This window comes from Novosphingobium jiangmenense (genome assembly GCF_015694345.1).
Classification (GTDB): Bacteria; Pseudomonadota; Alphaproteobacteria; order Sphingomonadales; family Sphingomonadaceae; genus Novosphingobium; species Novosphingobium jiangmenense.
On the sequence record NZ_JADQDC010000001.1, the window covers coordinates 98,817 to 112,968 of the forward strand.

Here is a 14,152-nt window from a genome sequence, read left to right on the forward strand (position 1 = left end):
ATCGGCGACCGGCCTGACGCTGCCATGCCCCACAGTCTGTCCGCATGACGGTCAGATCCTCGGTCTCATTTCAGCTGGGGGTAGCGACCCAGAAACAGGAAAGCCCCGGCACAGACCGGCAGCGCCACCGCCGCCGAAAGCAGCGCCGGGGCAAAGTCGTGCGACCAGTCGCGGATGATGCCGAAGATCAGCGGGCCGAAGCCGGCGCCCGTGGCGAAGCACACGTAGAACACGCTGTAGATTGCCGAATAGGACTTCATCCCGAAATAGCGCGAGGTGAGATAGGCGACGACATCGTATTCGATGCCGAGAGCGAAGCCCAAAAGCAGGATGGCAAAGCGCGCCATGCCGGGATCAAGCTGCGCGCTGGCCAGGATCACGCAGGAAATCGCCGGCGCGCCGAGCAGGACGAAGGCCACGGCGGGAGCCCAGAACCGGTCGAGCAGCCAGCCGCCGACTATGCGTCCGGCAATCGCGGTCAGCCCGATCAGCGGCGTCAGCGTGAGGATCGTTGCCTGATCGATCCCGCGATCGAGCAGGATCGGCTCGAGGTTGGGCACTGCGCCCGCGAGCGAGAACGAGATCGGCAGCAGAACTATCGCGATCAGCCAGAAGCGCCACTGCCGCAGGGCCTCGCTCTTGGTCAGGCCGGGCAGTTCGGCTGAGGGGGCCGTGCCCTCGGCAAGGGTTGCCTGCAAAGGTTCCCGGAACAGCAGCACCACTGCGGGCAGCGCCAGCGCCAGCGGCAGCAGACCGAGCGCGACATAGCCTGCACGCCAGCCCCAGCCGCCGATCACCCACGCCAGAAGCGGCTTGCACAGCACGCCGAAAACCCCGGTCCCGGTCATGGCGATACCCAAGGCAACGCCGCGATGCCGGTCGAACCACTGGTTGACGGTGCGGGTAAAGGTGATCGGCAGCGTTCCTGCACCCAGCGTCGCGATCACCGCCCAGGTCACGTAGAACTGGACCAGAGAATTCCCAAGCATCGCCAGCGAGAGGTAGGCGAGGCCGAACATCACCAGCGAACTGATCGCCACGCGGCGGGTACCGAACCTGTCGCACAGGATGCCCGCAGCCGGCGCAGCGACGATCACCACCACCGTGGTTATCGTCAGCCCGGCCATGATCTCGCCAAACGACCAGCCGAATTCCTTCGCCAGATGGGGCGCGAAGACGCCGACGGTGTAGAACGGCATTGCCGCCAGGCCGCAACCAATTCCCAGCAGCGAGGCGACCAGCACGCGCCAGCCTTGCGCGAATTCGTTGGTGGCGTGGCTTTCGTAACCTGCAACAGTCGCGCTCTGCATTGCCGTCTACCCACCTCCGCTGGCTGAAGGCGAAGAAGGAACAGGTTGTGCCGGGTCTGCACAGCAAGGCAGGCGCTCCATCCGCCCATCGGATAGCTCCGACAGGCGGACAGGCCGCGTGCCCCGCTTCGCCCCGATCTGCCGAGGCATAGAGTTGCGCCCGGCCAGTTAGCGGAGGCGGCAATGCCTGTTGAGATCAACGGACTGATAAATCACAACATATCCAGCGAGATCGCGCCTCTTCCGTTCGAGACCTTCGATCCCGAAGGCATTGTTCGCATGGCGCGGCTCCACGATGCCTGGGGCTATGACAAGGTCCTTGTCGCCAATGCGGCGGTGATGCCGGACAACTTCACCATTGCCGCCACCATCGCTGCCCACACCACGCGGTTGGGCGTGATGCTGGCGCACCGCCCCGGCTTCATCCCTCCGACGATGGCCGCGCGCATGCTGGCAACGCTCGACCGGCTGATGCCGGGAAGGCTTGGCGTCCACATCATCACGGCTGCAAGCGATGAGGAAACCCAGGCCGATGGCGACTACCTGACCAAGGTCGAACGCTATGACCGCGCGAAGGAATACATCGAGATCCTGCGCGCGATGTGGACCAGCGACGCGCCGATCACGCATGAGGGCAAGTGGTTCCGCTTCACCGGCGGCTTTGCTGCGGTAAAGCCCGCCAACCGCGACGTGCCGGTCTATTTCGGCGGCATGAGCCCGGCCGCGCTGGAAGTGGCGGGGCAGTATTGCGATACCTTTGCCACGCTGTCCGATACCGTGGCGGGCATGACCGAGGTGGTGGCCAAGGTGCGCGCGGTGGCGGCACCGCATGGCCGCAACCCCGATTTCCTCTGCTCGATGCGCGTCGTGCTGGGCGAGACCGAGGCGGAGGCTTGGGCCCGCGCCGATGCCATCCGCGACAGCGTTGCCGCCAACATGGGCAAGCTTGCCGTAAACACCGTCGCCGCCAAGGCCGATGGCTTCAAGCGCACGGCAGAACTCGCTGCGCGCGGAGACCGGCTGGAGAAGTGCTTCTGGAACGGGATCAACCAGCTGCGGGGCGGGCAGAGCAATTCGGGCGCGCTCGTCGGCACGCCTGCGCAAGTGGCCGATGCGCTGATGGACTATTACGACGCGGGCGTGAACAAGTTCATCCTGCGCGGGTTTGATCCCGTGGACGACGTGATCGGCATCGGGCGTGACCTCATCCCGCTGGTCCGCGCCGCCGTGGCGCAGCGTGATGCAGCGCGCTGAGGTGGGGAACGGGCAGGCCGCCACGCCACCGCGCCAGGCCGCGATATGGGCCATCCGCATAGGATCATTGCTGATCCCGCTCGCCCATGCGGCGGGGCAGAACCTCGTCACCGTGCTCGGCCTGCGCTTCATGACTGACAGCCTCGCCATATCGGCAGGGGCGGCGGGGGCCATCTTCGCTTTCGTGAAGATCTACGATGGCTTTGCCGATCCTGCCGTCGGTGCGTGGAGCGACCGGGCGCGGACGCGCTGGGGGCGCCGGCTGCCCTTCCTCTTCGCGGGCGGTCTGGCCATGCCGCTAGGGCTGGCGCTGTTGTTCGGCGCGCCCTCGTTCGGTTCGATCCTGCTGGCGCAACTGTTCGTCACGCTGGCGCTGGTGATCCACGCCACCGGCTATACCCTGCTGACGATCCCCGGCTTTGCCATGCTGGTTGAAAGCTCCGCCGATCCGAAGGAGCGTACGCGGCTGATGGGCTGGCGGACATACGGCACGGCCATCGGCACCATGCTCGGTTCGACCCTGCCGACCTGGCTGCTCAGCCAGACCGGGCCGAGCCGCAGCGGGCATCTGCTTGTCGCCCTGATCGTCAGTGCGGTGGTATTTCTGGCCACGATGGCGGCCTTGCACCTGCTCGCTCACGCACCGCGCACGTCTCCTTCGGCATCGGCGCAGGCGGCAAGGACAAATCCGCTGGTCGGGCTGTGGCGGCAGGTCCAGTTGGCATGGCGGAACGTGCCGTTTCGCATCCTCGCCATTGCGCACGTCTTTCTGCTGTTCGGCACCGCGATCGGTTCGGCGGCACTGGCCTTCTATACCCGTATCGGCCTCGCACAGCAGGACAGCGTGCTCGGCACCTACTTCATGCTGGCCACGGTGGCGATGCTGGTGAGCATGACCGGGTGGATCTGGCTCTCGAACCGGCTGGGCAAGAAGGCCTGCTACATCGGCGCGCTCGCTCTGTTCGGGTTGGTGCACCTCAGCTGGCTTTTGGCAGGACCGGGTGAGCCGATGCTGCTGATCGCGCTGCGCGGTGCGGCGAGCGGACTTGCTGGCGGCGGCATGATCCTGTGCGCGTATTCGCTCCTGTCCGATGCCGTGCGCTATGACTACGTCACCAGCGGCGAGCGGCGCGAGGGGGCCTTTGCCGGGTTCACCACGCTGTTCGACAAGCTCTCATCTGCCGCCGCGCTGGCTGCGATGGGCGCATTCCTCTCGGCCATGGGCTATGTTCCCTCGGCGAGCGGCATGGCTGCCGCACAGGGTGCGGATGCCCGGCTTGCGGTGCTGCTGTGCGTTTCGGTCATCCCGGCAGGAGCAATGATCGCGGCGATCGTCACCATGCTGTTCTACCGGCTCGACGGGGCGAGCGTGGAAGCGGCGGAACGTGCGCAGGACCTTGCCGCATGAGCTGGCAATATCCGGCCAGTGGTCAGCACCGTGAACGCGCTGTTGCTGGCGGGCTGTAGCGGCAGGCTGGTGGCATGACGCAATCCACCCTGCTTTCGCCGGACGCCGCGCCCTCTGGCTGGACATCCACCGCGCGCTGGCTGCATTGGGGAACGGCGCTGGCCGTGCTGGTCGAAGTGCCGGCAGGCTTCACCATGGCGTGGACCTATCTCGACGGCGCGCGCGGTGGACCGCTGGCGGGCCTGCATCTGCGGACGAGCCAGATCCATCATACGCTGGGACTGATTCTGCTGTTGGCGGTGCTTGTGCGCCTGTGGTGGCGCCTGCGGCATCCCGCTCCGGCCTTGCCGCGTGGCACCAGTTCGGCTGCGAGGCTGGCGGCGCGCTGGGTGCAGGCGCTGCTCTACGCACTGCTGCTGCTCTTGCCGCTGAGCGGGTGGGCCGCGCTCTCCGCACTTGGCGCGGGCGGCGGCTATCCCGCGCCCGAGCTGTGGTTCTTCACCCACAACGGCTTCGGTCCCGGCGGTCTCATCCCTCACATCGTCACGCCGCGCCCGTGGAATGCGCCGGGCCTGATCGGCTACGGCCTTTTTGCCAAGGCCCACGTCTACATGGTCTGGGCTGGCGGCGCATTGCTGCTGCTCCACATCGGCGGCGCACTCAAGCACCACTTCATTGACAAGGACGGCGTCCTCTCGCGGATGCTGGGCAAGCCATGATTGCGCTCGACAGCGGATTTCACGAAGTCGTCGGCATTGTTGCCGATGCAGAGGCCTCGGCGCGGCGTCTCGCCGGGGCGCTGGGCTATCGCCTAGTCCATGCAGGCGATGTTGCGCCCGATGTGCTGGCTCTGCTGGGCCTCGCCGAGGGTACGACAGCGCGCGAAGCGTTGATCATGCATCCGGATGCGCAGCGCGGCGCCATCCGGCTGATTTCGCTGGCAGGCGCGCCCGCACCGTTGATGCGCGATGGCGGGCAGGCGTGGGACAGCGGCGGCATCTTCGACATCAACATTCGTGCGCTGACCGGCATAGACGCGCTTCACGCCGCGCTCGGCATTGCGGGATGCCGTGCCAGCTCGCCGATCACCGATTGGCAGTTCGGAGCCATGGCCGTGCGCGAAGTGGTCGAGACCGACGCCGATGGCTTGTGCATCGCGCTGATGCAGCGCGTCAGCCCGCCGCTGCAGGGCTATGACGGCATCGGCGGCAACGCCTCGTGGGTGTTCAATTCGACGCAGATCGTCGCCGACTTTGATGCCGCGCGTGCGCTCTTCGTCGATCACCTCGGCTGGGCGCCGGTGCAGGAGACGCAAGGCTTTGCCGGCAATGAAGGCGGCGTGAACTGCATGGGCCTGCCGCCGTCACTGGCCGCCACGATCCCCATGCGCATCGGCATCTACCATCCGCATGGCCGCATGGAAGGCTCGGTCGAGATCATCAGCTTCGGCTGCGGCGGGCACGATTTCTCGGACGCTCGTCCACCGATGCGCGGCTGGGCAGCGCTGCGCCTGCCGGTGTCCGACCTTTCCGCATTCGCCACGGCGATGGTAGCTGCCGGTTGCGAGGTCAGTGCCGCGCGAGAGGTGATGTGGGCGCCCTATGGCAAGGCAGAAGCGATTGCGGCGATCACGCCGTGGGGCGCACGGTTCGAGGCGTTCCGGCTGGCTTGATCCTCCCCGGCCTTTTCGGACAAAGTTATCCGCCAAGCGGCTTTTGGGCTATGGCGCTCTGGCTGATGCCGGGGCCAAGGGGCAGTCAGGTCGCATCCACAGGAGCATCTCAGAGTCATGGCTTTCGATCTCGCGAATCTTCGCCCCGGCAATCTTGAATTTCTCGCCCGCCGCGGGCGTGGCGAAGGACTGCTGATCGGCGGGGCTTGGCGCAAGGCCGAAGGTGGCGCTGACTTTGCCACGCTCGATCCGGCGACCGGCGCTGAAACCGGACGGATCGCGGCGGCCAGTCCCGCCGATGTCGATGCCGCCGTTGCTGCCGCGCGCACTGCGCTTGGCCTCTGGAAGGCAACCGTCCCGGTGGAGCGCGCGCGCATCCTGTGGAAGGTGGCCGACCTGATCGAGGCCAACATCGATGATCTCGCCGAGCTGGAAACGCTCGATCAGGGCAAGCCGCTGTTCGTCGGGCGCTGGGCAGAGATTCCGGGCGCGGTTAACCAGTTCCGCTTCTTTGCCGGGCAGGCCATGGCGATCGAGGGCAATTCGCTCGAAAGCTCGATCAACTACCAGCCCGCTGGCCGCCAGATGCGCACCTGGACAGTGCGCGAACCGGTCGGCGTGGTCGCGGCGATCGTGCCGTGGAACTCTCCGCTGGTGCTGACCGCGATGAAGCTGGCGCCGGCGCTGGCAGCAGGCTGCGCCGTGGTGCTCAAGCCTGCCGAGGATACCTCGCTCACTGCGCTGCGCCTGGCCGAGCTGATGGTCGAGGCGGGAGTGCCTGCCGGGGTGCTCAACGTCGTCACCGGCCTTGGCGGTGAGACCGGGGCAACGCTTGCCGCGCACCCGCATGTCGACAAGATCGCCTTCACCGGATCGACCGCGACGGGACGCGCCGTGCTCGATGCCGCCAAGACCAACTTCAAGCGCGTCACGCTGGAACTGGGCGGCAAGTCGCCCTCGATCGTCTTCCCCGATGCCGACATGGGCATCACCGTGCCGGGCGTTGCCAACGCGATCTTCTTCAATGGCGGGCAGGTGTGCATCGCCGGGTCGCGGCTCTATGTCCACCGCTCGGTTCACGATCAGGTGGTCGAAGGCGTGGCCGCCTACGCCAGGGGCTTGAAGATGGGCCACGGCCTGCTGCCCGATACGCAGATGGGCCCGGTCGTCTCGGCCCGCCATGCCGAGCGCGTCGAGGGCTTCCTCCAGCGGGCCAAGGCCGATGGCGCGACGATGCTGACCGGTGGCGACCGCAGCGGCGATGCGGGGACGTTCATCAGCCCCACCGTGGTGGTCGACGTGAACCCGGCCATGGAGATCGTGCGCGAGGAAGTGTTCGGTCCGGTGCTGGTGGTGCAGGCTTTCGACGATGCCGAAGAGGTCGTCGCTGCCGCCAATGCCAGCGACTATGGCCTTGCCGCCAGCGTCTGGACCGAAAGCCTTTCCACCGCGCACCGCATGTCGGCCGATATCCGCGCCGGGACGGTGTGGATCAACTGCCATGCCATGTACGATGCCAGCCTCGCCATCGGCGGGGTCAAGCAATCGGGTTGGGGCCGCGACAGCGGGCGGCAGGCGATGGACAACTACCTCGAATGGAAAACGGTCTGCGCCTGCGTCTGACGCCCTGCCATTTCTCCTGATCCCGGATACTGCCCGATGAACGCCAGCCTCGCCGCCTCTTCCTCCCTGCCTGATGAGGTGCCGACCGGCGTCGTGCTGCGCTACGGCGTCGGCCAGCTGGGCGCGCAGGTGTTCCGCGATACGCCCGCCGTACTGCTGCCTCTGTTCATGACGACGATGCTGGGCGTCCCCGCCTGGCTTGCCGGACTTGTCGTGCTGGTGCCCAAGCTGTGGCTGATCGTGTGCGATCCGCTGGTCGGCGCGTGGTCCGATCGGATGAAGACCGCGATCGGCCGCACGCCGTTCCTGATCGGCGGCGCGGTGGGAACGACGCTGGGTTTCATCGCGCTGTTTGCGTTCACCGCCTACCCAAGCCCGTACATCGCGGCGGGGGCGATCTGCGCGCTGTTCTTCCTCGCCTCGACCGCGTTCAGCGTCTATTCGGTGCCCTATCTCGCCATCGCGGCCGAGCTTTCGGGCGATCCGCACCAGCGCAACCGCATCATGGTGCTGCGCATGTTCTTCGCGACGCTGGGCGTGCTGGTCGGCGTCGGCCTTGCCCAACCGATCATCATGCACTTCGGCGGCGGCGCTGCGGGTTGGCACGCGATGAGCTGGATCTTCGGCGCGCTGTGCCTCGTTTCGATGCTGACGACGGCCAGCGGATTGCGAAAGGTGCCGCTGATCAACGCAGGCGCCGTGCCGGGATCGCTGCTTGACCAGTTGAAGACCGTGGCCGCCAACAAGCCCTACCTCGTCCTGCTCGCCACCAGCTTCCTGTCCAACATCGGCCAGGCGGCGAGCTATACCGTGATCGGGTTCGTCTTCCTCTATGCGGTGCAGGCGATCTGGCTGATTCCGGTGTTCATCCTGTGCATGTCCGCCGCCAGCCTTGCCGCGCAGCCGCTGTGGCTGTGGCTGCCGCGCCGCATCGGCAAGCCGCGTGCCTATGTCCTCGCCTCGCTGGTCTGGGCGGCGGTGACGGTGACCTGGCTGTGGGTCGGCAAGGGCGGGGCCGATGTCGCCACGCTGCCCGGCGGGCAGCCGGTCAATACCGAACACCTGCTGATCCTGTTGCGCGCGGTGGTGATCGGCTCGGTCAATGGCGGCTTCATCCTGCTCGCGCTGTCGATGATGACCGATACCGTCGACTACCAGCGCCGCATGCAGGGCGTGGCCAACGAGGGCGTATTTGCCGGGCTGTTTTCTGCGATGGAGAAGCTCGCCTTCGCGCTCGGCCCGGTGATCGCCGGGATCGTGATGAGTGCGTTCGGTTTCGTCTCCTCCACCGGCGGTGCGGCGGCGCAGAGCGGGAGCGCCATCACCGGCATCGTCCTGCTCTACAGCGCGATCCCCGCCACCTTGCAGGTGATCGCGCTGCTGGTGTTCAGCCGCTACAGGTTGCCCGTTACTTCCTGATTCCGCGGATCAGCGTGTTCGGGAGGAATGCGTTGTCCCACTCCGGCCTGCCGTCCTTGGGCGCGGGTGGCGTTGCGCCGACGCGCAGCACGATCAGGTTGTACTTCGGGCTGATCGCCACCTGCTGGTTCGAGTTGCCGTCGAACATGAACAGGTCCGGGTCGAGGAACGGCTCGCTGTGCAACACGTGCGGCCCCAGCATCCCCGGCGCCCCGAACGGGCGGCGCTGGCGATAGGGCGAGCCGAGCCAGATGCCGAGGCCGAAGTTCGGATTCGCCTCGGTGCCCTTGCGCATTTCGGCGACATAACCCTTGGGCAGGAGGCGCTTGCCGTTCCACACGCCGTCCTGCAACAGCAGCACGGCAAAGCGCAGATAGGTGTCAGCCGGCATCGTCGAGCAGCAGCCGGCATGGGCGAGGCCGCCAAGCTTGCCGACCCACATCGTCCCGCCTTGCGCGCCCAGCGGCAGCAGCACTTCGCGGCTGACCCAGTCGCCATAGCGCATGCCGGTCGCACCCTCGATCACCATGGCGATCGTGTCGCTGGGCGCGTTGGCGTAGGAGTAGTGCTTCCCCGGCTCGTGCGGCATCGGGTAGAGATCGATGATCTTCTCGCCGAAGTTCTCGTCGAGCAGCACACGGTTGTAGGGGTGTTCGGGCTCGGGGCTGAAGCCCTGGTCGAGCATGCCAGAACGCATGTCGAGCAGGTAGCGGATCGTGATCTTCTCCTTGGGCGTGCCCTTGGCGCGCGGGATGAAGTCGGCAATCGACTGGTCGATCGAACGGATCTTGCCCAGCGCCAGCGCCCGGCCCACTGCCAGCGCCGTCAGCGGTTTGGACAGCGACTTCGACGTGATCGGCGTCCGCTCGTTCACGCCGGGGGCGTACCACTGCGTCACCAGCCGGCCATTGTGCCAGACCATGAACGCGCTTGAATTCATCATCTCGGCATAGGCCCGCGTCTTCTCGAGCGCTTCGGGAGCAAGGCCGCTTTTTGCCAGAGACACCTTCGGCAGGGGCTTCCAGCTCTTCGTGCCCACCAGCGGCTCGGTCGGTTCATAGGGCAGATTGCCGGGGTCCTTGAGGAACACGGCAAGGCGCTCCCGGTAGACCGCTTCCGGATCGTGGCCCTGCGCCAGGGTGGCTGAGGGCAGGCTGAGTGCGGAAAGCGCGATGATTGTCGCGCGGCGCAGTCCGGTCATTGCGAGAAACTCCCCATCTGGCTGCGCTTTTCCGCCACCTTCGATGCTCCGGCGGCGGGCGCGATTGCGGTGCTGCTTGTGCAGTCGCACTGCGCGTTTTCGGGCATCCGACCTGCCAATCACCGCAAGGCGGATAGTTTGGCCGCTTTGCCAACGCACCACCGCGCCCCGGTCCATAGCCATAGCAGAAGTCAGATTGGAGTCCGCTGGATATGACAGGGGTTGAACGGTGCCAGGTGGCAATTGTCGGAGCAGGCCCGGTAGGGACGGTTCTGGCGACGCTGCTGGCCCAGGCGGGGGTAGACGTGGTCGTGCTCGAATCGGGCGAGGACTGTGCGCAGGATCTGCGCGCGTCGACCTTCCATCCGCCGACGCTCGAAATGCTCGACACCATCGGCATCACGCCGATGCTGCTGGCAAAGGGCCTGAAGGCGCCGGTCTATCACTGGCGTGACCGGACCAGCGGCGAAGTGATCGATTTCGATCTCAGCGAGATCGAGGACGTCACCCGTTACCCTTTCCGCATCCAGTGCGAACAGTACCACCTGTCGCGTGCGCTGGCTGGCGGGCTGGAGAAGTACTCGAACGCCAAGATGCACTTCAGCACTCGCCTGCTGACCTTCAAGCAGGACGAAAGCGGCGTCGATCTCTGGGCCGAGACGCCCTACGGCATCAACCGCCTGCGCGCCGACTTCCTGATCGGGGCCGATGGCGCCAATTCGATCGTGCGCAAGTGGCTCGGCATCGAGTTCGACGGTTTTACCTATCCCGAGCGCTTCCTGTGCCTGTCGACCGATCTGGAACTTGCCGATTACCTGCCCAACCTTGCGCTGGTGAACTACGTTTCCGACCCGAAGGAATGGCTCGTCCTGCTGCGCGTGCCCTCGCTGTGGCGCGTGCTGGTGCCGACCGATGGTTCATTGAGCGATGAGGAACTGCGTTCCGACAAGATCAAGAACGGCATCTTCGACCGTCTCGTCGGCGATGGTGCAGCGGTCAAGACAGAGCACCGCACGCTCTATCGCGTGCACCAGCGGGTGGCCAAGTCGTTCCGCGAAGGCCGTGTCATGCTGGTCGGCGATGCCGCGCACCTCAACAATCCGCTCGGCGGCTTTGGCATGAACTCGGGCGTCCACGATGCCTTCAACCTGTTCGAAAAGCTCGAGCCGGTGCTCAAGGGCAAGGCGGCGATGGAGCCCAACCTTGCGCTCTACGATCGCCAGCGCCGCGAGGTGACGCACAGCTTCACCCAGATGCAGACCAAGGAAAACATGGCCTTCATCAAGGGCGGGCAGGACGGAGCGCATGAAGCGCGCCGTGCCAAGATGCTGGAAATCAAGAACAACGACGAAACCCGCCGCAATTACCTGATGCGGCAAGCCATGTTCGACAGCCTCGCCCAGGCGGCTGCGATCGTATGATGTGAAGCGCCGCTGCAGTGGTGGGACTGCGGCGCGGCTTTTTCCGGAGACAAATCCAATGGTCGACGTCCAGGGTTACCGCGCCTGTCTCGGCGTGATTGCCCCTTCCACCAACACCACCGTCCAGCCCGACATGGAGCGCATGCGCCCGGCCGGCGTGACCAACCACTTCTCGCGCATTTACGTGGAAGACCCGGTTGCCCTCTCGAACGAGGACTTCATCGCCGGGACCACCGCGATTGCCGAAAACACCATGGACGCCGTGCGTTCGGTGATGACGCTGCGCCCCGAATACCTCGTCCTCGGCATGTCGGCGATCACCTTTTACGGCGGCGTCGAAGGCGGGAAAAAGTTCAAGGCCGAAGTCGAGGGACTGGCGGGCGTCGGCGCCTCGACCGGTTCGGAATCTGTCGCCGCTGCGCTTCATGCCTATGGCAACGTCAAGACGGTCAGCTTCGTCTCGCCCTATTACCCGGTCGCCAATGCCGAAGTCCGGCGCTTCCTCGAGGAATCGGGCTTCTCGGTGGTCCGCGACGTGCCGCTGCAGTGCAAGCGCTGGACCGACATCGCCAAGGTGACGCCGCAAAAGCTGCGCGAGGTGATCGACCATCTCAATGGCAGCGACGTCGACGCGATCGTGCAGGTCGGCACCAACCTCTCGATGGTCAGCCTTGCCGCCGAGTATGAACTGAAGCTCGACAAGCCGGTAATCGCGATCAACACCGCGACCTATTGGCACGCTCTGCGCACGCTCGGCATCACCGACCGGATCGAAGGCCTCGGGCGCCTGCTTTCGGAGTTCTGAAACAGCGAAGGCCGCGCGGTCCCGGGTGGGACGGCGCGGCCTGTGCGGATACCAGGCGGTTTTCGGATCAGCCCAGCTTGCGCAGTGGCTCCGACCCGTCCCAGTCCTTGCCCGCGTCCTTGATCATCTGGAAGATGCCGTCGGCGCCGGTCATGTTCTGTAGCAGTTCGATCACGTGGCCCGGACCCTTGCCGGGATCGACGTAGATTACCGCGCCATCGGCCCCGACAGTGCCCTCGACGAGGATCTCGGCTCCCGCCTCGGCACAGGCCGCGCGGGCTTCCTCGATGGAATCGACGAAAATGCAGATGTGGTGGAGGCTGTCGGTCACGGCATATTCGCCGGTGTAGATCGAAGGTTCGGTGTTCTCCGGGCGGATCAGCTCGATCTGCACGTCGCCCCAATAGGCGATGGCGATGGAGAAGACCGCGCCGGTGGGCACGCCCTTGTACTTGCAATCGCCGAGCGCGACGTTCTCCATCAGGTAGAACGGGCCGACGCCCATCGTCTCGGTCCAGTACCTGACCGCCGCATCGAAATCCTGCGGCAGGTAGGCGAGCTGGCCGACCGGGCCCAACTGGGTGATCTTGCGGGTCATGCGAACAGGCCCTCCGGTGCTTCGAGCAGGCCCTTGAGCGTCTGCAGGAACTGCGCGCCAGCCGCGCCGTCAATGGCGCGGTGGTCAACCGACATGGTCAGCTGGATGCGGGTTTCGAAGGCGATGTCGCCATTGTCTGCCTCCACCGCCACGCGGTTTGCGCCGCCCACGGCAAGGATCGCGCCCTGCGGCGGGTTGATGATGGCATCGAACTGCTCGATCCCGAACATGCCGAGGTTGGAGACCGAGAAGGTGCCCCCGTCCATGTCCTCGTAGCCGAGCTTGCCGGCCTGCGCCTTGTCGATCAGGGCGCGGGTGGTCGCCGCGATCTGGGCGATGTGCATACGGTCGGCCTGGCGCACGATCGGGGTGACGAGGCCCTTGGGGCTGGCCACCGCGATGGCGACGTCTGCGTGCGGGAAGCTGTGGACGCTGTCGCCATGGACCTGCACGTTGACGTCCGGATGCTTCACCAGCGCGAGCGCCACGGCCTTGACGATATAGTCGTTGATCGAGGCCTTGGTGCCGAGGACGAGGTTGGCGGTCTTGCGCAGGGCCATCAGCTCATCAACCGCCGCCGAGACGCGCAGGTAGAAGTGCGGGATGGTGTGCTTGGCTTCGGTCAGGCGGCGGGCAACGACCTTGCGCACCTTGTCGAAGGGCTGGACCTGCGGCTGGTTGTTTACCAGCTCGAACGGCGCGCCGAACACCGGCGCGGCGGCGGTGGTCGGCTTGACCAGCGCCAGCACGTCGGCCTTGGAGATGCGGCCGCGTGCGCCGGTGCCCTTGATCGAGGCGAGGTTGATCCCGTGCTGCGCGGCGATGCGGCGGGCGAGCGGCGAGGCGAAGGCCTCGGGGCTGTCCTCGACCAGTTGTGCGCTGCCCTTGTAGGACTGGGCGCGTTCCGGGCGCAGGGCCTGGACCACATCCTGATAGGTGATGCGCCCGTTGCGGCCCGAACCCTCGATCGGCTCGATGTCGACGCCTTCGGCCTCGGCCAGCTTCAGCGCCTCGGGGCTGATCGCGCGGTTGGTGACGATCTTCTTCGGCTCGCGCGCCGGGGCCGGAGCCGCAGCGGCAGGGGCCGCTGCTGCCGGAGCAGGCGCAGAACCGCCGCCCTTGGCCGCGACCGAGGTTTCGGCGGGCTTGAAGCCGGCGATGAACTCGTCAACCTCGGCGTCCGAGGTATCGGCATCGGCAAAGACCGCCAGCAGCGCGCCCACCGGGTGCGCATCCTCGCTGGCAGGGGTCAGCAGGCGCTTGAGCACCGCGTCGTATTCGGCTTCGACCTCGTTGGTGATCTTGGCGGTCTCGATCAGGCACAGGACCTGGCCCTTGGAAAAGGCCTCGCCTTCCTTGACCATCCATTCGGCGATCGTGCCCTCGGTCATCTCGATGCCCCACTTGGGCATGCAGAACGGGCGGATATTGGCCATGTCGC

The 14,152-nt window shown here is 66.1% G+C and carries 12 protein-coding genes; 8 read left to right on the forward strand and 4 right to left on the reverse strand.

The window, feature by feature from the left end:
• Positions 1-65: 65 nt before the first annotated feature.
• Positions 66-1,310: an MFS transporter gene (locus I2488_RS00465; RefSeq protein ID WP_196273844.1), complete on the reverse strand. Its 1,245-nt coding sequence runs from the start codon at positions 1,308-1,310 to the stop codon at positions 66-68.
• Between the two features lie 183 nt (positions 1,311-1,493).
• On the opposite strand from I2488_RS00465, the gene I2488_RS00470 reads away from it, so the two are divergent.
• The 6 genes from I2488_RS00470 (at position 1,494) to I2488_RS00495 (ending at position 8,686) form a co-directional block, all read left to right on the forward strand.
• Positions 1,494-2,564, forward strand: coding sequence for an LLM class flavin-dependent oxidoreductase (locus I2488_RS00470; RefSeq protein WP_196273845.1), 1,071 nt, complete (start codon positions 1,494-1,496; stop codon positions 2,562-2,564).
• A complete protein-coding gene (locus I2488_RS00475) occupies positions 2,551-3,972 on the forward strand; it encodes an MFS transporter (protein ID WP_196273846.1) in 1,422 nt (473 codons plus the stop codon). Before I2488_RS00470 ends, I2488_RS00475 begins: the two co-directional genes overlap by 14 nt.
• Positions 3,973-4,046: 74 nt before the next feature.
• The gene (locus I2488_RS00480; protein WP_196273847.1) at positions 4,047-4,691 is read left to right on the forward strand and encodes a cytochrome b; all 645 of its coding nucleotides are present in this window, start codon (positions 4,047-4,049) and stop codon (positions 4,689-4,691) included.
• Entirely contained in the window at positions 4,688-5,644 is a 957-nt protein-coding gene (locus I2488_RS00485; RefSeq protein WP_196273848.1) for a hypothetical protein, read from the forward strand. The genes I2488_RS00480 and I2488_RS00485 overlap by 4 nt, the downstream gene beginning before the upstream one ends.
• Before the next feature lie 117 nt (positions 5,645-5,761).
• Entirely contained in the window at positions 5,762-7,267 is a 1,506-nt protein-coding gene (locus I2488_RS00490) for an aldehyde dehydrogenase family protein (protein WP_196273849.1), read from the forward strand.
• 36 nt (positions 7,268-7,303) lie between these two features.
• Positions 7,304-8,686: an MFS transporter gene (locus I2488_RS00495; RefSeq protein ID WP_196273850.1), complete on the forward strand. Its 1,383-nt coding sequence runs from the start codon at positions 7,304-7,306 to the stop codon at positions 8,684-8,686.
• On the opposite strand, the gene I2488_RS00500 is transcribed toward I2488_RS00495, so the two are convergent.
• Entirely contained in the window at positions 8,676-9,887 is a 1,212-nt protein-coding gene (locus I2488_RS00500; protein ID WP_196273851.1) for a serine hydrolase domain-containing protein, read from the reverse strand. The two genes, I2488_RS00495 and I2488_RS00500, sit on opposite strands and share 11 nt — an antisense overlap.
• Positions 9,888-10,099: 212 nt before the next feature.
• On the opposite strand from I2488_RS00500, the gene I2488_RS00505 reads away from it, so the two are divergent.
• Both I2488_RS00505 and I2488_RS00510 read left to right on the forward strand, forming a co-directional pair.
• Positions 10,100-11,308: an FAD-dependent oxidoreductase gene (locus tag I2488_RS00505; protein ID WP_196273852.1), complete on the forward strand. Its 1,209-nt coding sequence runs from the start codon at positions 10,100-10,102 to the stop codon at positions 11,306-11,308.
• Positions 11,309-11,366: 58 nt separating this feature from the next.
• A complete protein-coding gene (locus tag I2488_RS00510) occupies positions 11,367-12,113 on the forward strand; it encodes a maleate cis-trans isomerase family protein (RefSeq protein ID WP_196273853.1) in 747 nt (248 codons plus the stop codon).
• Between the two features lie 67 nt (positions 12,114-12,180).
• Here the strand turns inward: I2488_RS00510 and I2488_RS00515 are convergent, their stop codons facing one another.
• Positions 12,181-12,711: a VOC family protein gene (locus tag I2488_RS00515; protein ID WP_196273854.1), complete on the reverse strand. Its 531-nt coding sequence runs from the start codon at positions 12,709-12,711 to the stop codon at positions 12,181-12,183.
• Positions 12,708-14,147: a dihydrolipoamide acetyltransferase family protein gene (locus I2488_RS00520; protein ID WP_196273855.1), complete on the reverse strand. Its 1,440-nt coding sequence runs from the start codon at positions 14,145-14,147 to the stop codon at positions 12,708-12,710. The genes I2488_RS00515 and I2488_RS00520 overlap by 4 nt, the downstream gene beginning before the upstream one ends.
• Positions 14,148-14,152 lie beyond the last annotated feature (5 nt).

Coding starts and splice junctions, on each gene's coding strand:
- I2488_RS00485 (WP_196273848.1), top strand. CDS start 4,688: ATGATTGCGCTCGACAGCGGATTTCACGAAGTCGTCGGCATTGTTGCC.
- I2488_RS00475 (WP_196273846.1), top strand. CDS start 2,551: ATGCAGCGCGCTGAGGTGGGGAACGGGCAGGCCGCCACGCCACCGCGC.
- I2488_RS00505 (WP_196273852.1), top strand. CDS start 10,100: ATGACAGGGGTTGAACGGTGCCAGGTGGCAATTGTCGGAGCAGGCCCG.
- I2488_RS00490 (WP_196273849.1), top strand. CDS start 5,762: ATGGCTTTCGATCTCGCGAATCTTCGCCCCGGCAATCTTGAATTTCTC.
- I2488_RS00480 (WP_196273847.1), top strand. CDS start 4,047: ATGACGCAATCCACCCTGCTTTCGCCGGACGCCGCGCCCTCTGGCTGG.
- I2488_RS00465 (WP_196273844.1), bottom strand. CDS start 1,310: ATGCAGAGCGCGACTGTTGCAGGTTACGAAAGCCACGCCACCAACGAA.
- I2488_RS00500 (WP_196273851.1), bottom strand. CDS start 9,887: ATGACCGGACTGCGCCGCGCGACAATCATCGCGCTTTCCGCACTCAGC.
- I2488_RS00495 (WP_196273850.1), top strand. CDS start 7,304: ATGAACGCCAGCCTCGCCGCCTCTTCCTCCCTGCCTGATGAGGTGCCG.
- I2488_RS00470 (WP_196273845.1), top strand. CDS start 1,494: ATGCCTGTTGAGATCAACGGACTGATAAATCACAACATATCCAGCGAG.
- I2488_RS00510 (WP_196273853.1), top strand. CDS start 11,367: ATGGTCGACGTCCAGGGTTACCGCGCCTGTCTCGGCGTGATTGCCCCT.
- I2488_RS00515 (WP_196273854.1), bottom strand. CDS start 12,711: ATGACCCGCAAGATCACCCAGTTGGGCCCGGTCGGCCAGCTCGCCTAC.
- I2488_RS00520 (WP_196273855.1), bottom strand. CDS start 14,147: ATGGCCAATATCCGCCCGTTCTGCATGCCCAAGTGGGGCATCGAGATG.